The organism is Pseudoalteromonas sp. OOF1S-7, from assembly GCF_022347765.1.
Taxonomy (GTDB): Bacteria; Pseudomonadota; Gammaproteobacteria; order Enterobacterales; family Alteromonadaceae; genus Pseudoalteromonas.
This window is the reverse complement of the sequence record NZ_JAKRFZ010000016.1, coordinates 1-21,898: the sequence shown is the minus strand read 5'-3', so window position 1 is coordinate 21,898 and position 21,898 is coordinate 1. Positions and strand designations below refer to the sequence as shown.

19 protein-coding genes and 2 pseudogenes are annotated in these 21,898 nt (G+C 46.6%); 14 read left to right on the top strand and 7 right to left on the bottom strand.

Going from position 1 to position 21,898, the window contains the following annotated elements:
* The first annotated feature begins 47 nt into the window (after positions 1-47).
* Both MHN33_RS18955 and MHN33_RS18950 read left to right on the top strand, forming a co-directional pair.
* Positions 48-1,076, top strand: coding sequence for a cytochrome c peroxidase (locus MHN33_RS18955; RefSeq protein ID WP_239400313.1), 1,029 nt, complete (start codon positions 48-50; stop codon positions 1,074-1,076).
* A 20-nt stretch (positions 1,077-1,096) separates the two neighbouring features.
* A complete protein-coding gene (locus MHN33_RS18950) occupies positions 1,097-3,406 on the top strand; it encodes a response regulator (protein WP_239400311.1) in 2,310 nt (769 codons plus the stop codon).
* 59 nt (positions 3,407-3,465) lie between these two features.
* Here the strand turns inward: MHN33_RS18950 and MHN33_RS18945 are convergent, their stop codons facing one another.
* The gene (locus MHN33_RS18945) at positions 3,466-3,774 is read right to left on the bottom strand and encodes a hypothetical protein (RefSeq protein WP_239400309.1); all 309 of its coding nucleotides are present in this window, start codon (positions 3,772-3,774) and stop codon (positions 3,466-3,468) included.
* Positions 3,775-3,904: 130 nt separating this feature from the next.
* Positions 3,905-4,795 carry a DMT family transporter gene (locus MHN33_RS18940; RefSeq protein ID WP_239400307.1) on the bottom strand — a complete coding sequence of 297 codons (891 nt, stop codon included), beginning with the start codon at positions 4,793-4,795 and terminating at the stop codon, positions 3,905-3,907.
* A 413-nt stretch (positions 4,796-5,208) separates the two neighbouring features.
* Between MHN33_RS18940 and MHN33_RS18935 the strand changes: the two genes are divergently transcribed.
* Positions 5,209-6,591 carry a Na+/H+ antiporter NhaC family protein gene (locus MHN33_RS18935; RefSeq protein ID WP_239400305.1) on the top strand — a complete coding sequence of 461 codons (1,383 nt, stop codon included), beginning with the start codon at positions 5,209-5,211 and terminating at the stop codon, positions 6,589-6,591.
* A gap of 96 nt (positions 6,592-6,687) precedes the next feature.
* Here MHN33_RS18935 and MHN33_RS18930 read toward each other — a convergent pair whose 3' ends face one another.
* Positions 6,688-7,302 carry a flavin reductase family protein gene (locus MHN33_RS18930; protein WP_239400303.1) on the bottom strand — a complete coding sequence of 205 codons (615 nt, stop codon included), beginning with the start codon at positions 7,300-7,302 and terminating at the stop codon, positions 6,688-6,690.
* Positions 7,303-7,406: 104 nt separating this feature from the next.
* On the opposite strand from MHN33_RS18930, the gene MHN33_RS18925 reads away from it, so the two are divergent.
* From MHN33_RS18925 to MHN33_RS18915, 3 genes are all read left to right on the top strand, one after another.
* On the top strand, positions 7,407-8,330 hold the full coding sequence (locus MHN33_RS18925) for a histone deacetylase (RefSeq protein WP_239400301.1): 924 nt from the start codon (positions 7,407-7,409) through the stop codon (positions 8,328-8,330).
* Between the two features lie 215 nt (positions 8,331-8,545).
* Positions 8,546-8,830: a helix-turn-helix transcriptional regulator gene (locus MHN33_RS18920; RefSeq protein ID WP_239400299.1), complete on the top strand. Its 285-nt coding sequence runs from the start codon at positions 8,546-8,548 to the stop codon at positions 8,828-8,830.
* The gene (locus MHN33_RS18915) at positions 8,830-9,390 is read left to right on the top strand and encodes a hypothetical protein (RefSeq protein WP_239400297.1); all 561 of its coding nucleotides are present in this window, start codon (positions 8,830-8,832) and stop codon (positions 9,388-9,390) included. The genes MHN33_RS18920 and MHN33_RS18915 overlap by 1 nt, the downstream gene beginning before the upstream one ends.
* A gap of 246 nt (positions 9,391-9,636) precedes the next feature.
* Here MHN33_RS18915 and MHN33_RS18910 read toward each other — a convergent pair whose 3' ends face one another.
* Together MHN33_RS18910 and MHN33_RS18905 are read right to left on the bottom strand one after the other, a co-directional pair.
* The gene (locus MHN33_RS18910) at positions 9,637-10,614 is read right to left on the bottom strand and encodes a LuxR C-terminal-related transcriptional regulator (protein ID WP_239400295.1); all 978 of its coding nucleotides are present in this window, start codon (positions 10,612-10,614) and stop codon (positions 9,637-9,639) included.
* 601 nt (positions 10,615-11,215) lie between these two features.
* On the bottom strand, positions 11,216-13,330 hold the full coding sequence (locus MHN33_RS18905; RefSeq protein ID WP_239400293.1) for a neutral/alkaline non-lysosomal ceramidase N-terminal domain-containing protein: 2,115 nt from the start codon (positions 13,328-13,330) through the stop codon (positions 11,216-11,218).
* A 532-nt stretch (positions 13,331-13,862) separates the two neighbouring features.
* On the opposite strand from MHN33_RS18905, the gene MHN33_RS18900 reads away from it, so the two are divergent.
* From MHN33_RS18900 to MHN33_RS18890, 3 genes are all read left to right on the top strand, one after another.
* The gene (locus MHN33_RS18900) at positions 13,863-14,261 is read left to right on the top strand and encodes a DUF4267 domain-containing protein (RefSeq protein WP_239400291.1); all 399 of its coding nucleotides are present in this window, start codon (positions 13,863-13,865) and stop codon (positions 14,259-14,261) included.
* Between the two features lie 236 nt (positions 14,262-14,497).
* Entirely contained in the window at positions 14,498-14,728 is a 231-nt protein-coding gene (locus tag MHN33_RS18895; RefSeq protein WP_239400289.1) for a DUF6429 family protein, read from the top strand.
* A gap of 188 nt (positions 14,729-14,916) precedes the next feature.
* A complete protein-coding gene (locus MHN33_RS18890; protein WP_239400287.1) occupies positions 14,917-15,381 on the top strand; it encodes a hypothetical protein in 465 nt (154 codons plus the stop codon).
* Between the two features lie 88 nt (positions 15,382-15,469).
* On the opposite strand, the gene MHN33_RS18885 is transcribed toward MHN33_RS18890, so the two are convergent.
* Together MHN33_RS18885 and MHN33_RS18880 are read right to left on the bottom strand one after the other, a co-directional pair.
* Positions 15,470-15,877 (bottom strand): VOC family protein, encoded by a 408-nt coding sequence (locus MHN33_RS18885; protein ID WP_239400285.1) that lies wholly within the window; start codon positions 15,875-15,877, stop codon positions 15,470-15,472.
* Positions 15,878-15,949: 72 nt separating this feature from the next.
* Positions 15,950-16,360: an AraC family transcriptional regulator gene (locus tag MHN33_RS18880; protein WP_239400283.1), complete on the bottom strand. Its 411-nt coding sequence runs from the start codon at positions 16,358-16,360 to the stop codon at positions 15,950-15,952.
* Between the two features lie 214 nt (positions 16,361-16,574).
* On the opposite strand from MHN33_RS18880, the pseudogene MHN33_RS18875 reads away from it, so the two are divergent.
* From MHN33_RS18875 to MHN33_RS18855, 5 genes and pseudogenes are all read left to right on the top strand, one after another.
* Positions 16,575-16,672 (top strand): annotated as a pseudogene (locus MHN33_RS18875) (glutathione transferase); the annotation flags it as partial.
* Positions 16,673-16,772: 100 nt separating this feature from the next.
* Positions 16,773-18,493 (top strand): annotated as a pseudogene (locus MHN33_RS18870) (class I SAM-dependent DNA methyltransferase).
* The gene (locus tag MHN33_RS18865; protein WP_239400281.1) at positions 18,483-19,187 is read left to right on the top strand and encodes a PDDEXK nuclease domain-containing protein; all 705 of its coding nucleotides are present in this window, start codon (positions 18,483-18,485) and stop codon (positions 19,185-19,187) included. Before MHN33_RS18870 ends, MHN33_RS18865 begins: the two are co-directional and overlap by 11 nt.
* Positions 19,188-19,249: 62 nt before the next feature.
* Entirely contained in the window at positions 19,250-20,530 is a 1,281-nt protein-coding gene (locus MHN33_RS18860) for a restriction endonuclease subunit S (protein WP_239400279.1), read from the top strand.
* A 176-nt stretch (positions 20,531-20,706) separates the two neighbouring features.
* The gene (locus tag MHN33_RS18855) at positions 20,707-21,729 is read left to right on the top strand and encodes an ATP-binding protein (RefSeq protein WP_239400277.1); all 1,023 of its coding nucleotides are present in this window, start codon (positions 20,707-20,709) and stop codon (positions 21,727-21,729) included.
* The last annotated feature ends 169 nt before the right edge of the window (positions 21,730-21,898 follow it).

The following is a 21,898-nucleotide window of genomic DNA, read 5'->3' as shown; positions in this document are numbered from 1 at the left end:
TACTCTCATTACTGAGGTCTGAGAAACTCACCAGGGACGTTATCTGTATGAGTACCAAATATGTGGTGGTTGTATTTAGCGCACTTACAGCAGTATTTCTGATCCTCGCTGCTCAGTTTTATTTTTTTGATCCGCAGCGCCGCAATCAGGCTTTCGCTTACAACAGTTTAGAGCTTGTCAGTTATGACCCGCAATGGGTCGACGCGGCAATTCAACCATTGCCCCGGATAAAGCAGTACGATGTGGGCTGGGTGCAGCTGGGTAAGGCTTTGTTTAAAAGCCCGTTGCTTTCGGCCGACAACACCACTTCCTGTGCATCTTGTCACGATTTGTATAACGGCGGAGACGATGGTTTTCCCGTCTCTGTAGGCATAGATCAGCAGCTGGGGAATCGAAATGCGCCCAGTGTTATCAATGCGGTTTTTAATTTCAGACAGTTTTGGGATGGGCGCAGTGCCGATCTGAACAGCCAGTTGCCATTGCCTATTCACAATCCGTTAGAGATGGCCAGCAACTGGTCTCAGGTGATTAGCAAACTCAAGCAGCAACCGCACTTTGTTAGTAGCTTCAATGCGCTGTCGGATGACGGGATCACACCTGAGAACATAACCAAGGCTATTGTGGCATTTGAGATGTCACTGGTATCCGAAAATACACCTATTGACGCTTATCTGTTGGGGGATAAGCACGCGTTAAGTGCTCAACAGCAGCGTGGGTATCGCAAGTTTGTTGAACTGGGCTGCGTGACCTGTCATCAGGGGCGTAACATTGGAGGCAATATTTATCAGAAAATGGGCCGTCTTGATCGCATGCCAGGTGAATTACTAAAGGATTTTGGCAGGTACCAGCTTACCCGCAATCAGCAGGACAAGTTTGTCTTCAAAGTACCCAGTTTACGTAATGTTGTCAGCACAGGCCCTTATTTTCATAATGGTTCGGTGGCACAGTTGTCGGATGCTATCCGGTTGATGGCGAGAGGGCAATTGGGGCTGGAACTCAGCGATGAAGATGTGGCAGATCTGGAAGCGCTGCTGCACGCTTTTTCTGGCGAACTTCCGAGGTCATTAAAAGAGTGAAATATATCATTGAACTTTCTGTGCTTTTGCTGATTTGGTGGGCTGGCAGCCAGGCCATCGACCAATACCATCAACTGCAGGATACCCAGGCCAAAATGGTACTGAAATCACGGTTGAACCGGGCAACCACTGAGCTTTCGCTTGAGACGTTGTCGGCGATGGATAGCAATATCTACCATTTTGACCGGCATGCACAAAAGCAATTGGAATTCGAAAGCGTATACAATGAACTAACGTCGCAACACTTGCTGAGTGATGAGATGAATCAGGCTATTGCCCGGTTTCATGATGCTATAGATACTTATATGCAGCTGGCCTCCATGCTTAAAACCTCATACCGCTACATTGCAAAACAAGAATTGGAAAAAAGCGCATTTCCGGCACAGGCACAGGCAGTCGTGAGTCACAGTGCCGCATTGGTATCTAATCTGCAAGTGACCAATTCGCACACTGTTATTAAACAGGTCCGTGAGCAGCTCGCACATTCCATGACGTCGCTCGAGCAGTTTGAGCAGGAAGACCGCAGTTTCAGGGTCATGCGTTTGCATATCGCATTCATCCTTGAGAACGCGTTAACGGCTTCTAACTTACTGGTACCAATACAAAACAGCACACTGTCAACGGCTATTTTGCAAGACACTCAGCGGCTTGGCGAGCAGGTAGATATCGTTTACTGGCAGATGATACAAACGACTCTTCTCTTTCTTTTTTTGGTTTTTACACTGATTGTCGTTGTGTTATTACGCGTAATGAATGACCTAAAAAAAGCCAATGTGCAGGCCAATCAGGCTGCCGAAACCAAGTCTCTGTTTCTATCCAACATGTCGCATGAGATCAGAACACCGATGAACGGGATCATGGGTTTGACTGATATTCTGTTGGCGACTGAACTGACGTCGGTGCAAAGAAACTACCTGGAGAAAGTGCGGTTCTCGGCGAATGCACTGACGACCATCATCAACGATATCCTCGACTTTTCAAAAATAGAGTCAAAGAAGCTTCACATTGAACAAATCCCTTTTCAGTTTGAAGAATTGCTGGACAACCTGAGATCCCTGATCACCCCTATAGCTAACACCAAAGGAGTGAAATTGATCTTTGATATCGATCCTCAACTTAATGAATGGTATGTCGGCGATCCGGTTCGGATAAACCAGATTATGCTAAACTTTGCTTCTAACGCCGCCAAATTTACTGAACAAGGGACAATTACACTAGGGGTACACCGTCAACCTAACGACGTGTCCAGTGACTGGATCGAGATTTCAGTCAGTGATACCGGCATAGGAATTGAACAGGATAAAATTGCGCAGCTATTCGAACGCTTTACTCAGGCTGAGTCTTCAACGACACGGCGTTACGGGGGCACCGGGCTGGGCCTGACCATTTGTAAATTGCTTGCAGAGTTGATGCACGGCGATATCAGCGTCGCCAGCGAAGTCGGCGTTGGGTCGACGTTTACGGTTCGTTTGCCGATGACAATCCTGAGCCATGCCCCTGGGCCAATCGAGGAGACAGACAAAATCCTGCTAAAAGGCTCAGTACTCATTGTTGAAGATGACCCGATATATATGGAGGTCAGTGTCAACATTGCGACTTCAATCGGGCTGACGGTAGCGCGAGCGCACAACGGCACGGAAGCTGAAGCGCGGCTGTCGGCCGAGACCTTTGATATGCTGCTGCTTGACTGGGTGCTGCCAGATTATGAAGCCAACGAATTATTAGAAAAGCTTGAAGCTCTGGCTATATTGCCTGCCAAAGTGGTGATTTATACAGCTCACTCAGAGCAGAGCATAACGCCTATGGTTGACTACCCTATACTATACAAGCCATTGTTAAGAAAAGATCTTATCAATATTTTCATCAAAGATGATCTGAACGATAAGACGGCAAATTATGAGCACATTCCATCAATGCGCTCTGATGGCGCTATAGGGCAGGAACAGTCCCGCACATTCCGGGTTTTACTGGTAGAAGACAATGATATCAACCGCATTGTGGCCACTAAGTTGCTGGATCGCTTTAAGCTGGATGTTGTGGTAGCACAAAATGGCCAGCAAGCCGTTGACGCAATCAGGGCATGCGATGGCGCGTTTGACCTGGTTTTAATGGACATTCAGATGCCGGTAATGGATGGCGTGGAAGCCACCCGCATTGTGCGAGAAAGTTATGATGAGTCACAGCTGAAGATCATCGCCTTAACGGCCAATGTGATGCAAAGTGAAGTTGAAAAATACCTGAGTATTGGCATGAACGATCACCTTGGTAAGCCATTTAAAACCGATGAACTGGATAAGATACTGGAAAAATATGTTTTTAAAGGGGTTTAAGAGTAAAGATAATCTGTATAGAAAAGAAGCCATTAAGGCTACTTTTCAGTATTCAGGCTCTATTTATAATCCATCGAAATGAATCTCCGCGCCTTTTGCGGGTATTGGAGACTATCAATCGTATCTGAGCCACTCACCCAAACAGTACCATCGGAAGCTTTTGCTGTAAGGAATAAAGAAATTGAGACTCGGTTTATTTCTGAATCAGGTGTCAGCCAGAATTTATCGAGGGCACCATTGACGTTTTTAACTGTTACAATAACTTTACCATAAGAGGTCATAATACTAGTTACTTTGCCTTGAGACTGGTAGTTGGCATAAGAGCCAGCACTGAATAGCAAGATCAGTAAAGTAAATACATATTTCATCAGTTTTCCCTATATTTAAAACATCATTTTATTTTAATTAAGATTTTTCAACAACTAGTTTTAGCATTAGTGCTGTCCACTTAATTAAGTAAACGGGTATCAAAAAAGGAAACTCCTCTGCACGCTACTTTTACCCTTGCAACAACAAAAACACCCCAAATAAAGCAATTGCACCGCCGCAAAGCATTGCTTTGGTAACCGCCTCTTTGCGGATCAGGCTCAGCGTCATCACCATTAACGGTGCGGTCGCGAAAATAGTTTGTGCAATGGCCGGATCGGTATGGTTAACGGAGATAAGTTGTAGCCACAGCCCGATAAAGGTGCCAAAAAACACCGCCACGAATAGCCAGCGTTTTCCTGAAAGCTGTTTGAGTGTGAGTGCTGTGTTGAGGCTGTGTGATTTCAGGCAAGCAACCAGACAGGCAACAAAAAAAGTGCCTGACACAAGACGGATCAAGGCGGCCCACAAACTGCCGATGGACTCATTGTTTAATGCGCCTTTGGAGAGCACCATGCCCGCGGCCTGACAGGTTGCGGCACTCAGCGCAAACGCAATGCCTAAAAAGTAATGCTTTGGATTGGGAATAGGCTGCGCTTTGCCAGGTTTTATCGCCAGCATCACGCCAAAAGTGGTCACTAAAATACCCAGCCAGGCAACCGGGCCAAGATAGACCCCCAGGATCAGCATATTCAGCATACCCGCAATCGCAGGTGCCAGGCTTTCTACGACTAAGGTGCGCGCCGGGCCAATGTTTCTGAGTGCGGCAAAGTAGGCGCTGTCGCCAATGGCAATACCGAGCACGCCACTGGCGATAAGCCAGGCCCAGCTCGATAACTGGGCTGGATAGCCGGTATCCTGAACAAGGAGCAAACACAGCACCATCAAGGCTGATGCTATCACGCCCTTACTGACATTCAACTCGAACGGACTAAGGTGATGGCTAAAGCGTTTGTACAGCAAGGTTGAAAACGCCCAAACAAACGCAGCACTAATGGCTGCACCCTCGCCTATTCCAATCATCTTATTATTCTTCTTCTTGACTAAAAGCGGCTAGTATACATAAACCAAACGAAAGAGACAGGGATGCAGCCTCAGCTGAATAAAAATCGTAAAAGTGTGATCAATACCAATTTCACTTAATACTTGCTCAATTTGAAGGAGCAAATAGGACGCTAACGGTGTTAAAAATTTCTCATTTAGAACAACTAAATAGCGAAGCTTTTGCCTTGTTATCGACCAAATTTTCTCGCTTCAAGATAGAACACTTAATTAAGCAAATTGGTATAAAACGATTGACGTCGTGTTGAACTGCGTTTATTTTCGCAGCGATGTTTCAATGAGGGCCATACAGCATTTCGTCAACCCAAAATTAGGCAGAACTTGCTCGCCATGCCAGGCGTGCTTTTGTGTTTATAGAAATTTGGGAAATGGTTATGGCTGAGCCCAGTGCAATTAGCATTATTCCCCCTGTTGTCGTGTTAACACTGGCAATTATTCTTCGTCGTCCAATTTTATCTCTGGTGGTTGGGGCCCTGGTTGGCCTGGCTTTGGTGGATATATCGGGCGTACTGACAAACTTTGCAGCGGTATCACTTAAAGTGATGGGCGATGAAACCATCGGCTGGCTGATTTTGGTTTGTGGCTCTTTTGGTGCCCTGATTGCGTTGCTAGTGCATACCGGCGGTGCGCTGGCTTTTGGCCGCAGTGCTCTGAAGCTGGCCAAAGGACCCAAATCGTCGCTATTGATGACTTATGTGCTGGGCGTGGTGATCTTTATTGACGACTACCTTAATGCCCTGACCGTCGGCGAAACCATGCGCCGGGTGACCGATAAATTCAAAATCTCCCGCGAAATGCTGGCTTATGTTGTGGACTCAACGGCTGCCCCTATCTGTGTGCTGGTTCCGCTGTCGACCTGGGCGGTATTTTTTGGTGGCCTTTTGGTTGATAACGGTGTGGCCCCGGAAGGGCAAGGGATCAGTACGTATATTGCGGCTATTCCCTACATGCTCTATGCATGGGTGGCTGTGATTATGGTGCCGCTGGTGGTGCTGGGTGTGATCCCGCTCTTTGGCCCAATGAAAAAAGCAGAGCTGGCGGCGCGTGGCGGCAACCCAGCGCTGGCGCAAGTTGATCTTGAAGAGGTGCAAACCCCGGATCAGTATGCGGCAAAAGCGATAGAGCAGGAATTTGAACAGGCAGATACCCAAGGCAAGTTGTATAACTTCTTACTGCCTTTGGGTTTGCTGGTGACCTTTACGGTATATTTTGACATTGATGTGTGGAAAGGTCTGCTGGCGACGCTGGCTGTGACTATGCCGTTTTATCTGGCACAGCGATTAATGCCGCTGGCCGATATGCTGGAGCAGATGATCAATGGGTTTAAATGCATGCTGCCAGCTATTGGCACTGTGATTGCGGCGTTTATTTTTAAAGATGTGTGTGATCAGTTGTTGTTACCACAATATGTCATCAACACGCTCAGCCCTTACATGACGGCCGATGTGCTACCGGCAATGGTGTTTTTATCCATGGCAATTTTGGCTTTTGCAACCGGGTCGAGCTGGGGCATATTTGCAGTCACCATTCCCATTGTATTGCCTCTGGCGGTGGCGGTTGATGCAAATATTCCGCTGGTGATTGGCGCGTTGTTATCGGCATCGTCCTTTGGTAGCCAGGCATGCTTTTACTCCGACTCCACCGTGTTAGCGGCGCAAGGTTCAGGGTGCAACCTGGTTAGCCACGCAATTACCCAGCTGCCTTATGCACTGCTGGCTGCTTGCATCGCGTTTGTTGGCTTTCTGGTGATTGGTTAACAACGCTGGTCAGTTGAGCTTATAATTGGCAAGCGCAGTGAGGGCGTTCACTGCGTTTGCAGATCATAATGCCCGAGTTGGTAGCGCGGTTGCCGATTAGTCTGGCCTTGCCTTAGTAAACGGGGCAGTGATCCCGCTATACTCTGCGCTGCCAAGGCGCGCGAGTGGCTTGGCTTTCTCGGCCAGTACTTTAATACGCTGTTTGTGGTCCAGCTCCGTAACTTTTTCGCTCAAATATAAGCTGACTATCTTCACAAACACCAGGTTTTGCGGCGTGTCGCCGATTTCCTGCACTTCATACAGTTCGCAGCCGTAGGCAATATCGCAGTGGGCTACCCGCGGCATGGTAAAGCCGGTAAATTCAGTGAGCGCGATGTTGTTTGCTGTGATTTCAGATTCGCCATGGGGTAAGGTCGCGGCAGTCTGAGTCACTAATTCTGCGTCTTGCTCTGAGGCAATGTGGATCACACAGCGCTGCGTGGCTTTAATGTTTTTAACAGTGTCTTTGATTTCTCCGCCCGGCTTTTTTCCGGCTGAAAACATCAACAAAGGCGGGGCGCTGGATACCGCCGTAAAATAAGAAAAGGGGGCCAGGTTGTAATTGTGCTCGCCCGACTCGGTTAACACCCAGGCAATGGGCCTTGGGATCACCGTTTGAGTCATCAGGTGATAAATCTGGGTTGGCGAAAAATCGGCAAAGTTCAGTTCCATAAAGCAAAACAGGCAAAGTAAAGGGACCGATATGGTGCCACACTAACCCTCAGCTGGAAAGATGCGTTACACTCACGCCATCCGTATTTTGCATTGTTTTGGATATGTATATAAATCGCCAATCCCTTAATACCAGTCTGCCTTTGGTGTATCACCCCAACTATTCATTTAGTTTTGACCCAAATCACCGCTTTGTGATGAGTAAATTCGCCAATTTATATCAGCAGGTGAAGGCACTGGGATTGATTGGCGACAACCTGTATCAGCCTCAACTGGGTTCGCCACAAGCACTGGAAACGGTACACTGTGATACCTACCTGTGGGACTTGTGGCGCAACCAGCTCGATGTTAAAGCCATGCGCCGTATTGGCCTGCCCTGGTCGGAACAACTGATGGCGCGGACTTTTACCGCCCCGCTTGGTACACTCAAAACAGCCGAACTGGCACTGCAAAATGGCATCGCCTGCCATCTGGCCGGGGGCACCCACCATGCTCATTATGACTTTGGCTCTGGCTATTGCATGGTGAATGACTTAGCGTTTACTTCCACGACCCTGATAGAGCAAGGTAAGGTAAATAATGTGCTTATCTTTGACCTGGATGTCCACCAGGGGGATGGCACCGCAGCTATGCTTAAACACCATCCCTATGTGTTTACCTGCTCCATCCATTGCGAAAAGAACTTTCCGTTTCGCAAACACCAAAGCGATCTGGATATCGGCCTGGCGACCAACCTCAAAGATGCCCGGTACCTGAGTATTGTTGAAGACACGCTGAAAGGGCTGCTGAGTGATGTAAACCCGGATCTGGTGCTGTACGATGCCGGTGTGGACATCTGGGAGCACGATGGCTTGGGTAAACTGGACATCAGCTGGCGCGGCCTGGAGCAACGCGATGCTCTGGTGCTCAAAACCTGCCAGCAAGCGGGTATCCCGGTTGCCACCGTGATTGGCGGCGGCTACGACAAAGACCACCTGCGCCTGGCTCAGCGCCATGCCATAGTGGTTGAGCAGGCTGCATTGCTGTAAAAGCGAAATATCTCCGTTTTTACCCTCTGATTTTGAATAAAAAGTAAACGGACTATTCTGGGCCGAATTCAGATAGTTTAACGCCTTGATAAAAATAGGCTTATAAATAGATTCATAAAGTGCCTAGTTTTTGTTTCTTATGTTAAAAATTAGTTGCTTGCGCGCGTTATTGGGTGGTATTTTTCGCTCACAGTATAAGGAAAGGGTACAAGTGTGTGAATAACATAACAAGAAGGAACAAAACAGAAAGATTCAGACGCTACATTCAGAGCTCGGTCAGGCGCATGCGCCTGGAGCGTAAATGGTCTCAGGCCACCCTGGCTAAAAAGCTCGGTGTTGATCAGGCCACCATCAGCAACTATGAGTCCGGTAAAACCGATATGAGCAGTGTACAGCTGTTTGAGGTATTTTTAATATTTGGTAAAGATCTGACCAATGCGTTTGATTTTGCTGAGCCGAATTCAGATGAAGTTCAAGAGAACGAGCAGGAGAAAGAGTAATGTCTATGTATGATATTTATACTATTGCTGATTATACTCACCCCATTTTTATTGCGCTTGGATTACTGTTTTGCTGGAAAGTACCCACAGCAAGATGGTTTTTGCTTTCTTATGCAGTTGTTGTCGTTTTTAGCTTTATAGTGTTTCCTACTATAATCCAGTGGAGAACGCACTACTATTTGGCACAAGCGCTAATGAGTATTTCGTTTCTACTACCAATTTTCTATCGCAGAGATCTGGCTTTGCTGCTTTACAACAGGACAGGGCTTAAGTTTTATAAAATAGTATATGAGAAGCAGACTCTTTCCGCTCAAGAGTGCACTATTTTTCTATTAATTGGTCTGACAATTATTATGGACCTGGTCACTTGGTTGGAAGTCCTTGCTTATAAATATTCCTGGATTGATAACGCATATATAAAGTTATACGTGAGAGACAACTTTATCATGGTCGCCCAGTTTTTTGTTGGTGGGTGCTTTTTAAGTTATGCATTGAAGGCTGAGTCGAGAGAGCGTAACTTTGAAAAGATTGAACAAGCCGCAAAAGATTACGGCGATTAGTCTCTTTGAGGTTCGAGAGAGCTGTATTTATATGCATGAATAACGCTAAGAACCATTAATGAACTTAGAGCAAAAAACTGCTCCCTTTATTGATACCAACACCCTTGTCATCCCGGGCGCTTGCGACCCGGGATCTGCTTAACGCCACTCGGCTCTCTAACCGGGCGGATTAAATAAAGTGTGATAAGTGCTCTGTGTACTTATATCCAGCGGTTAGCACTGATGCAACCCTGGACCCGACTCACGTCACCCAGCGCGCTGGCTATCAACCAGTTGCGCCAGCTCACTGCGGCTGTTAATCCCTACCTTGTCATAAATTCGGTATAAGTGATTAGATACCGTTGAAGGGGCCACATTCAGCTGCCTGCCGACCTCCTTAAAAGTCAGGCCTTTACACACCCATTCCACGATTTGGCTTTCGCGCCGGCTTAAACTGTCCAAAGGCCCCGGCAACCTTAGGGTTACCAGCACCAGCTCGCCCAGGGATTTAAAGGACACGGCCAGGTTATTAATTTCAGTAGTGGTTTGGTCTTTACCAATCGTAAAGGGCAGAGTCACTCCCCTGCGGTTGGGGAAATACTGATTCAATAACGCAACAAACCGGGGCTGGACTTCATGAAAGCAACCGTTGCGATCGCAAATAGCCGATGTGGCGTGATCCTGAGTTTGTTGCAGCGCACTGCCAACTCGTAGGTGCAGAAAAAAGGCGTGTGATACGGCGTTGACCAGGTGAAATATCAGTCGTGCCTGTAAATTGCGCTCCTGCTCGGTAAAAACGTGCTGGCGGTCAAAGCGGTATAAACTGATCAGTGAATACAGGCCATTGTCATGATCAAAGTGACCGGCGGCCAGTATGCGCTCAATACCATAGGGTTTGAAGAGTTGCTGATATACCGGTGACTGGTAGAAGGTGTCGTCGTCGATCACATCCTGCATGTTCACTGGCCTGCCCAGGCTACTGATCACGGCGTTTTTAATTGGATTGATGGGTAAGGTTTGCTTCAGTTGTTGGGCATACTGATCATCTAATCCGATGTGGCAAGCGTAATGAAAATGCATATCAGCGCTGTTACCGCTGCCCCAGAATGCGGCGTCAAACTCTATTACTCTGGAGAGCTGCTCCAGAGCCCAAACTCTGTACTGTGCAGGCGGTATCCGCGTCGCTTCACGGTACAAGGTGCCTATAAGGGCATCTGTGTTTGCAACGGTATCGGTTGTCATCATGCTATTTCTTTCCTTGTTGGTCATACCAATTTACTATTGGCAAATATAGTTAGCCTGCACCAATATTGACAGCTGCGATTTCTATGAAGCCAAGATGATACCAATTTTAAGATCTCACCTGAATTACCAGACAACCGCGCACAGTTCAGCGGTTCATTTTTCCAGCGCCATACACGACGTCATGCTGGGGCACCACTTCATTAAAATGCCAAAATAAGCAAAAATTATGTATTTTTGACATTTTATGCAATGTCAGTTGTGCCATAGGGGTTACTTTGTGTGACTACCAATAAGCGCAGGCTTTGTTGCCTCATTTCAGAACAAAATCGGATGCGTGATCAACGGCTCTGGAGACTACTCAAAGTGTTTGAAACGGTTTGATATATCCGAGGGGAAGACGTATATAAAAAGCAAAGTCATTGACGCTGAGACGGTGAACGCCTGTTTTGACCTGCCCAACCCAGACTATGTTTGCGTCGTTCGATTTTACTGAAGTTGTAACCTGGTGTGTTGGGCTTGATATTCACCTTATGTGGGCTGTAGATGACAATTCAGGTAAAATGAAAAGGCCATGCAGTGCACGGCCTTCAGATGAATTCAGTTATTTCACCAGAAATGAGCGGCTGGTGCCGGAATAACTTTGGATCTGCCCGCCCCAGGCGCTTTTACTGTGGCCCTGGTGTTTAATACGGTAAACTCCCTTGGGCGTCGCCGGATCTATGGTCCATTCCAGCTGAGCGAATGAGCACGCCAGACAATCCGCTGCAGTATCGCGTATCCAGGTGAATTTAGTGCTCAGGTCGTTATCGGTTAATATGGTTGACCAGATACCATGCTCATATTTTTGTACCTCCAAAAAGCTCGACATGGTTTTGAAATTGTTTTGCGGATGACCGGAGCGAAACTTCACCTTAACAGTACTGCCACGGTTGTAACTGCTGTTGGCATCATTCCAGGTTTGTCCGAAAGACTCCCATACGCGTTTGTCGTCATAAACCACGCCAATGGCATCGACTTTCTGTTTATTGGACCAGTCCAGCGGGCTTGGCCCCGTTGCAACGGGCTGGTCGTTAACTAAAGCACTGGCCAGTCCGGCAAAGATCTGGCGATACGCAGCCAGGCTGTACTGGCCAAACAGGTTATGGGCGCCTTCGTAATACTGAACCTGATACTCCTCTTTGGTGGTAATGTAGCCACCGTACGCATTCGCCAGGCCAGCAAATATCACCTTAGTGATGCCGCGAGGTGCAAGAATTGTCTGTAAGTCGCTACGCAGGCGACGCGCGGCCATAGTGGTCATTTCTCCAGGGATACCGACCAGTGCCAGATTGCCAATCTGAAAGAGCTGGAAAGGCAGGGTGTCAGTATACAGGTGCGCACCGCTACCTAGCTGAATAGGTAAAAAAGTCGGCTTTGGATACTGGCAGGCCTCATCGGTTCTGCTGCCCAGCACATCTTTATCCAGTCCCAGCAGCGTGCCAAAATCTTTAATGAATTGATATATGCCACCAACCGCGCCGATCACTGAGATGCGGTTCCAGCTGCTGCCTTCATTGTCTTGTGTCATCCCTTCGAAGACGCCTGACTGACCAGACGGACCGTCATGGGTTGCACCGGCAGTCATCGAAAAACCGATGGCGCCTTTACACAATACCTGGTTGCCGTTGCCCGTGTACTGGCTCGCAACCCCTAATCCTGGCAGTTTTACGTATTGAAAACGCATGTCCAGTGTGCCATTGAGTGTGTCGGATGCGCTGTTGTACAAGCTGATTGCTTTGTTATATTGCTTTTGTGCTGACAAAGCCACGTTGGCTTCGTTGTTGCCTTTACCCGCACAGCCATCCTCTGCGCCACAAACATTGGGCGATACATCGCCTTCTTCGCTGTTGGCAAAGGCGGCAACAAACTGACCCGACAACGGCCAGTTAGCGCCTTTTTGCTTTTCAAACAGTTGCGCCGCAACCCCTTTGTTATCGCCAGTGATCAGCCGCTGCGTCTGATTACTCGACACATTGTGCACGCCAAACCAGTTGATCATACCAATTTCCTGGCCATTGCTTCTGGTGAGCTTCAGCACTGTCATGGTTTCATTGATGTTGGTGGCATAGTCATCGGCATCCGGATTGCGGTTATACGCGGTGACATTGCGGTTAATTGCGGCGCCTGACAGCTGACCCTGATTGATACGTATGCTGCCCAGATCCCGGCTCAAAAAGGCGTTGCGTATGGACATATAAATGCCGTTAACTATGGTGTTATAGTTGTCTTCGTCATAACCAAGTGCACTCATATTTAGCATGATGTTGTGATCATAGCCGCCGGGTCCGACGTGAACATGGGTGGCGCTGAGCATCACATTGGTCTGATTAAAGAACGGAGCCAGCATGGGATCGCTGGAAATCTTTTTAAGCACGCCCTGGTGTACACCCTGGGTGATGCTTTGCAGATCGGCACTAACAAAGGTAACAAGCCGATTGCTCCCCGGTTTGCCGATCACAAAGGCGCGTGACCACAACCGGGTATGTATGCCCTGGGTCGTTTCTTCGGTGTCGCCATAACCTACCATGCCCCGATCGGCAGCCGGGCCAGTGATATCATAGATCCCAGATCCGATGATCCAGTCGTTATTTGCCTTTGCGGCCAGGCTAAAAGTAACCAAAATCATGCTGGTGACTATGAGCAACCATGTTTTATATCTTGCGTGTAAAGTAGTCATACAAATCCTCCATCCGCGCCCGAAGGCGCGGTTGTTTGCTGTCGTTGTTCAGGATGAACACAGGTAAACCAGGTGTTCTTGATACTCGCGAGATACAGTAAGCATTAAAGCTGATGTGGTGATTTTTCGAAATAGTAATATTGACCTAATCACCAATGTAGTTGCTATGAGTAATTGAGCGGTGTTCCTGATGCCCGGCAGTTATCTAAAGAAGGGAGGTTGCTATTATCTGGCTGTCAGGGAAGCGCATACGCCCAGTGTAACAAATGTACTTACTGTTACGAAAAGCGCCACCGTAAATGTGCTCACATGCAGCTGCTGGCCTATTAGATAAAGGGTGTGCTTTGCTGGAAAGTAACAACACCTTGCCCCGTGCGGTAATATCATATTCAGTTACAAAACATGTTTTGCTAATAGGAACTGTAACATTGTAAAAAGGAACCGCACGACACTGTGTAAATAGAATTTTTATCGACTCACATTATACGTTCAAAGGCCAGGGTCATTAGTTATACAAGTTTGGGAAGAAAAAATGATAAAGAAAGTCGCTTTTACACTGGTATTGCTTATGGCTGTACTACAAGGCTTTTACGCCTTATTTGCGTATATCCAGCCAATAGGATTTTCAGACATTAGAGGCACAGTACTGGCATCGCCTCAAGATTTGGATTGGATACATATATATGCTTCTCGCACCTTGTTTGTTTCTCTCATTATCGGTGTTTTGTTATATTTCAGAAATTACAAAACGCTATTCTGGGCGGCACTTTTGGGCACTGTGATGCCATTGACGGATGGGTGGCTTGCATACCAATCAGGGGCTTCAGTTGGTGTTATTGCCAAGCATGTAGTGACAGTAGCTTATTTGCTTGTTACAGCTTTGGTTTTACACACTGTAGTCAAAACCGGGAGGTGTAATCATCCAGCGTAACAGATACAAATACCGGTTCCCCGGGGAATGTTCGAGGTGTGCGCTACAGCTGTAGATTTTACAACGCCAGGTAACATTGCTTTCTCGGTTTTCTAGTTAGACACTTATTATGGGTTTAGCTTGTTCTAAGGGCTTTTTGCGCTGGAAAAATTTCAGATTACGTAGTTTTTACGGTGGTTGTCTTTTAGTTTTAGTGACGGCTGTTGATAAGCAATGAGTCCCGGATGGAGGTTTCAATGAATATAGATGAGCATAAAATTGATGACGCGGCGCTGACGATATTGTCTTTGACACTGAGCGAAGATGGCCGTGCCTGGAAGCAAATTGACTGGGAAGTGATGAACAGGCTTTACGAAAAAGGCTTAATCCACGACCCCAGGGGAAAGCAAAAATCGGTTCAGTTTACAGAGCAAGGCGTGAAGCTGTCCCGACAACTGCTTGAACAGCTATTTGCCGCAAATAAATAGCTTTGCTGATAGGGGGCTTCCCTGCCCAGAGGCTGGGAGCCTAACTACACACGCAAGCCTCAGAGCTGGCTGAAACCTCGTTAAGGCCGCTTTCAGCCAGGCTGTGCAATGATTAAAGCGTTTTGAACCTATTATTCATGTTTAGCGCTGAATAATGACCGTCATTGTCGAGGTATTGGAATCGTATTATGAGCCTATCTAAGCAAGTTGTAACAGAGCATCTCAAGCGGTCTATTTCACTGGTATTTGCGCTGATTTTTTTATTGCTTGCACTCGCTATCGTTGTGTCTTTGATCAGTAATATTTATGCCTCCTTCCTGGCAGGTGAAGAAGTGATGCAGATTTTCCTTAACTCAATTAATACCGGCATTATTGGCTTGGCGGTTTTTGAGCTGGCAACCATTATCAATGCTGAATACGCAGAAGTCCGAGAAACCAGCTCTGAAGAAGTGTCGGGCATTCAGCGCGCACTGCCAAAGTTTGTTGGTATGGTTTGTGTTGCGCTTTCGCTGGAAGGGTTGATCATGGTGATTAAATACAGTCAGCTTGAGCTGGCCGGCAATTTATATTACCCGGTGGCCATAATTACCAGTACCGCCATGCTATTGGCTGCACTGGGCTTGTTTATCTATCTCACCAAGAAGTCGTCATAGTTTGGCACTTTAAAATTGCACCTCCAGCAATTTGTAACTAGCCGATGGGCTGCGAACAGTGGCCCGTCGGCTAATGACTGTCGCTCATTTATCGCTGGACCAGGCTGAACCAGTTTCCTGAGTTGTCTACACCCATTGCTTCAATGCCGTATAACTGCTCTGTGGGGGGCTGCATAAACTCCACGCCCTTAGCGACAAGTGCGTCGTACGTTTCCTGACAATTTTCAGTTTCGAACACGCCCGCGCCAAATGCGCCTTCTTTGACCAGGTTACGGATTTTATCCGCTGCGTCTTTGCTGAACATGGGGCCCTCTTTTGGCTCGGCCAGTACCAGCTGAAGCTGAGAGTTCGATTTCGGATAAACCGTCAGCCATCGAAAATCTCCCTCTACTTGCATGTCATCACCGACTTCGAAGCCGAGTTTATTTATATAAAAATCAAGTGCTTCTTCCTGGTTAAGGACATAGATTGTTGCATGCGCTATGGATGTGATCATGGTTATATTCCTTATTGTGAATTCGTTTTTATTGTACAGATAAAATCAGTCAGATATTTCTCCGATATTGCGCTATTTGCCTAAAAAGTGAAAAGCGTAACAGGCGGGAATGGCCCGTGCGGGAAAGCAAAATGGCTCAGCCGACAAAGCCCACAGCTTGCGGCGATACAAAGTCGGCGCCATACCCGTTTGTTTTAAAAACAAAGAAGAAAAGCTCCCCAGGCTGGTGTAACCCACACGCTCGCACACCTCTGAAATACTAAAATTTTCTGTGATCAGCATTTTCTTTGCCTGCTCGACTCTGAGCCGGATCAAAAACTCGTTGGGTGTTTCGCCATAAGTATGCTTGAAAACACGCAAAAAATGGTAGGGCGAGAGGTATGCGCGTTGTGCCATATCAGACAGGCTAAGTGGCGTTTGAAAATTGTCAGCAATATAGTCTCTGCCAGCTTTCAGCCTGGTTAATTTGTAGCTTGTAGCCATAACAATTGACTCGTGGTCCTGTGAAAAAATGCAGAGAGATTAACCTGAGCCCAGACCTGACAGCATGCTAAAAGCGCTCCGTGCTCATCACTGCTTGCGATAAGAAACAATAAACTAGCACTGCTAAACCACTTGCTCAAGCGTAAAATAGGTCACTTAAATTGAACAATATAATGAACGACGCGTAAAATACGCCGATCTGCGTTTTCAAGGTCACGTCAAATGGGAAGCGGGTGCTTATTTGCCCGCCGGTGAGTTGTGGTTTTGTCTGTCGGCGACGCACCGTGCCCCAAAACTGGCTATACGCACCTTTTTTGTATTTAAAACCCTGCCTTAGTTAATGCTAAGGTTGACTGGATTTGCTGATTTACTGGTATCATAGGGTCAATTTTTCGACCTCAAGAAACCCGAAATGAACGAACAAGAACAACGATTTCTCAAAGAGCTGGAAAGTAAGCTCTGGACCGCCGCAGACAAACTGCGTGCATCACTGGATGCCTCTCAATACAAACATGCGGTGCTGGGGTTAATTTTCGTTAAATACGTGTCTGATGCCTTCTCGCTGCGCCAGCAAGAGCTGAAACAGGAATTCGCAGACCCGGAACACGAGTATTATCTCGACCCCGAAGGGGTCACGCCGCAGGAGCTTGAGCAAGAAATTGCACTTGAGCTGGAGCAGCGCGATTATTACAAAGAGAAAAACGTATTCTGGTTGCCAACGGAGTCTCGCTGGCAGTTCCTGCAAGACAATGGCCCTCTGGTCATTGGGGGTGCTGAGTTAGAGTTTGATGGCCCAAACCAGCAAAAAATCACCAAGAAGATCACATCTGTCGGGCATCTGATTGATAACGCCCTGGAAGGCATTGAGCGCGACAACCAAAAGCTAAAAGGTGTGCTCAATAAGCACTACGCCGCTTTAAAAATTGATCAGGCAAAACTCAATGAGCTGATCAACCTTATTGCGACCATTCCGTTTCATCATAAGTCGCTTAACAGTAAAGATATTCTGGGCCATATTTACGAATACTTTTTAGGTCAGTTTGCGCTTGCCGAAGGTAAAAAAGGCGGTCAGTTCTACACCCCAGCGTCTATCGTTTCACTAATTGTAGAGATGATTGAACCGTTTGAAGGCCGAGTGTATGACCCGGCAATGGGCTCCGGCGGTTTCTTTGTGCAATCTGAGAAGTTTATTGAGCGCCGGGCTCACCAAAAAGACATCGACCCGCTTACGCAAAAACAAAGGATCTCGATTTACGGTCAGGAATACAACTACACCACATGGCAGCTGGCTGCGATGAACATGGCGATTCGCGGTCTGGATTACGATTTTGGTAAAGAGCCTGCCAGTACCTACACTAATGACCAGCACCCCGATTTACGCGCTGACTTCATTATGGCGAACCCGCCTTTCAACATGAAAGAGTGGAATACGGGTGTCGATGATAACGACCCGCGCTGGTTATACGGCACACCGCCTTCAGGTAACGCCAACTTTGCCTGGATGCAGCACATGCTCTTTACCATCTTGCCCCGGATGGCTCTCAGGCTTTGTTACTTGCCAATGGCTCGATGAGTTCAACCACCAACAACGAAGGCGACATTCGTGCCGCCTTAGTTGAGCAGGATCTGGTCGAGTGTATGGTGGCGCTGCCCGGACAACTGTTTACCAATACCCAGATCCCGGCTTGTATCTGGTTCTTAACCAAAAACAAAAATGCACGTACGGATAAATCGGGCCGCAAGCTGCGTGATCGCACAGGCGAGGTGCTGTTTATTGATGCGCGTAACCTTGGCTATATGAAAGACCGTGTACTGCGCGACTTTACCCCAGATGATATCCAGAAAGTCGCCGACCTGTACCACGCCTGGAAAACAGGTGAAGCATTGAACGGCGTGACTTACGAAGATCAGGCCGGCTTTTGTAAATCAGCAACCATAGCAGAGATTAAAAAACACGATTGTGTACTGACGCCGGGGCGTTATGTGGGTGCCGCTGAGGAAGAAGACGATGGTGTGCCTTTCGCTGAGAAAATGGCAACGCTAACCGCTAAACTGAGTGAGCAGTTTGCGGAATCCGCACAGCTGGAAGCTCAAATCAAAAAGAACCTCAAAGGGCTGGGCTATGAGCTCTGAGTTAAGCAGCGCATCATTGCTAAACGACATTAAGCAAATCGTTGAGCAGGCAAGAGGGCAAGTTAAACAGACGGTTAATGCGGCGATGGTGCAAGCCTACTGGCAGATCGGCTGTTTGATAGTTGAGCATGAACAGCAAGGCAATAACCGCGCAGAGTATGGCAAGGCGCAGTTAAAGCAGCTTTCTGAGCAGCTGACCCGTGAGTTTGGTAAAGGCTTTGATGTGACTAACCTGCACAATATGCGCCGGTTTTATCTGGCGTTTGAAAAACGAGAGACAGTGTCTCTCGAATTGAGCTGGTCTCATTACAACCAACTGTCGCGGATAGAAAAAGACAGCGCGCGCTTATGGTATCAGCAAGAGGCCATCGCGCAGAATTGGAGCGTGCGAGCCTTAGAAAGACAAATAGGCGCGCTGTATTACGAACATCAGGATGTGGGGCAAATGGACACCTATGTGCGTTTGTACGACGAAAAACTAAAAGGCGGCGACGACAACCCCACCATCGGCCTGGTGTTGTGCAGCGAAAAGAGCGAAGAATACTCGGTGCTGTCGGACCAAAAGCAGTTGTTTGCAGCCAAATACCTCCCTTACTTGCCAAGTGAAGAAGAGCTAAAACAAGAATTGCAGCGCGAGCGCGATAAAGCACAGCAAGCCTTACAGGCACAGCAGGAAAAAAACAATGAAGAATAATAACGAGGTTGAGCTGGTGACGTTAGCAGTTGAGAGTACGAAGAACTTAGCGGGGTTGGGTTATGAGTTTTGATCTGACAACGTTAGGTGAAATTGCACTTGGTAGCGATGGAGCTGTTGATGGTCCATTTGGCTCAAACTTAAAGGCATCTAGCTATACAGAGTCAGGTATACCAGTAATTCGAGGCAGCAACTTATCGTTAGGCTTGGATGAATTTAAATCTGATGAATTTGTCTACGTAGATGATGATACATATATTCGCTTAGCTCGTTCCGAATGTTTACCTCAAGACATTATATTTACAAAAAAAGGGACGTTGGGGCAAACTGGTTTTGTGCCTCAAGAGCCATATTCTTCTTATTTGATTTCATCTAATCAAATGCGTTTGAGAGTAGATCCAGCGAAAGCAAATCCAAAGTATGTTTACTACTGGGTTTCTTCAAAGAAGGCGATCGATAAGATTCGAGGCGAGTCAGAACATACTGGTGTACCGAAAATTAATTTAAATTATTTGAAAAAACTTCCTATTAGTCTTCCTCCATTGTCTTATCAAAACTCTGCAGTGAAAATTTTGGATAGTTTGAATGACAAAATAGCACTCAACACTCAAACCAACCAAACCCTAGAAGAAATGGCGCAAGCCATCTTCAAGTCATGGTTTGTCGATTTCGACCCCGTGAAAGCCAAGATGAATGGCGAACAACCCGAGGGTATGGATGCGGCGACTGCCTCACTATTCCCCGACAAGCTAGTTGAATCTGAACTGGGGTTGATTCCTGAGGCGTGGGAAGTAGGCACTTTATCATCCATCGTAGAAGTCATAATGGGTCAGTCTCCTAAAGGGACTACATACAATGACCAAAATGAGGGAACTCCTTTAGTCAATGGCCCTGTTGAGTTTGGTGTATATCACCCTGTGGCTCAAAAGTGGACAACGGCCCCAACCAAGCTATCAAAGGATAAGGATCTCATTGTATGTGTTCGCGGTTCAACCACTGGTCGCTATGTAGTTAGTGATGGTGAATATTGTCTGGGAAGGGGGGTATGCTCTATCCGCTCAGATGATTCACCTGCTTTTGCTAACTACTTGTTCAAAAGTCAGTTAAATAACCTTTTGAACTTAACAACGGGTTCTACATTTCCTAGTTGGAGTGGGCCTACGCTAAAGAACTTTAAAGTAGTAGTGCCACCTCAGAGCATCATTAAGAAATTTGAGTCAATAGTCGGTAACTTGTGTGTAATGATGGCTCAAAACACCAGTGAGAACGGATCCCTTTCATTGCTAAGAGATACACTACTTCCCAAATTACTTTCCGGTGAAATCAAGTTAGAGGAAAAATAGAGGTAATCATGGCCTTAACCACTGACCTTGAATACCGGAATTGGCTTTTAACACTTAAACAGCAAGTGCAGCAGTCGCAGCAAAAAGCGTCATTTGCTGCTAACGCTGAGTTGCTTTTGGGTGAAGTAACCTTAGACTAAGCAATAAGTTATGTAATTTTTACATTAGGTATTACTATGATTCGTGAATTTGAACTGAAAAATTACGGCCCAATTATAAAGGCAAAGGGAAGCGAGTTAGGGAACATTAACCTTGTGCTGGGAGAAAACAGTACGGGAAAGACTTTCCTGCTTAAAGCTTTGTATAGTGCAATTCGTAGCCATGAAGAAGCCAACAAAGGGAATAGCAATCAGGATTATTCTGAAGTATTGAGTGACAAGCTTTACTGGACTTTTCAGGTTGAAAAAATCGGTGAACTGGTGACTAAAGGTGAAGGTAATCGATTAAATGCAGCTATTTCTCTGCAAGACAATAGCTCATTGGCATTTGGGTTTGGAAAAGATACTACGAAGAAAGTAACACCTAACCTCAATAATTTATCAAAGCGCGATTCCAACTCTGTTTTTTTGCCACCTAAAGAAGTCTTATCTTTGATGGATGTGATATACAAGTCTTCAATGGTAGACAAAATTTTTGGATTCGATGCGACTTACTCAGATTTAGTGGCAGCATTAAAAATCCCGACGCAAAAAGGGCGTAACCATAGTGCATTCGCTGATTCTCGAAAGCGTTTAGAGAATGTTTTTTCAGGGAAAGTCGAGTTTGATGGCAAGACCAACAGCTGGATTTATAAAAAAGGCAATACAAAGTTCTCGATTATGTCTGCTGCGGAAGGAGTAAAGAAAATAGCCATTCTTGATACTCTTCTGGGTAACCGCTTTTTAGATAAAGATTCTATCGTATTTATTGATGAGCCAGAATCGGCGCTGCACCCCACAGCGATAATTGAACTTCTGGAAATCATTACCGTATTAGCACAGGCCGGAATTCAATTTTTTATGGCGACTCACTCTTATTATGTTATTAAAAAATTGGTACTTGTAGCTAAAGAAAATAACATGTCGATACCTACCTTTATGGCTACACCAGAAGGCGTGTGGTCACAAAGCTGCTTGCTGAAGGATGGCCTGCCTGATAACGAAATTATCAATGAATCTATAAGGTTGTTTGAAGCTGAGTTTGAAGGAAGCTTCAAATGATTGAAATTAATGAGTCAGGGGTAGTATTTGGGCCATTTGAGGGGCCTTGTTGATCAAATCCTGATAGCTCAAGCAGCACTGTGGTTTCAGCTGTTTCCCTGATATTCAGGCATACCTAGCCCAGTCATTCTATTGAGCATTTTCACTTTGAGCATCGCTTCAGTGTGCT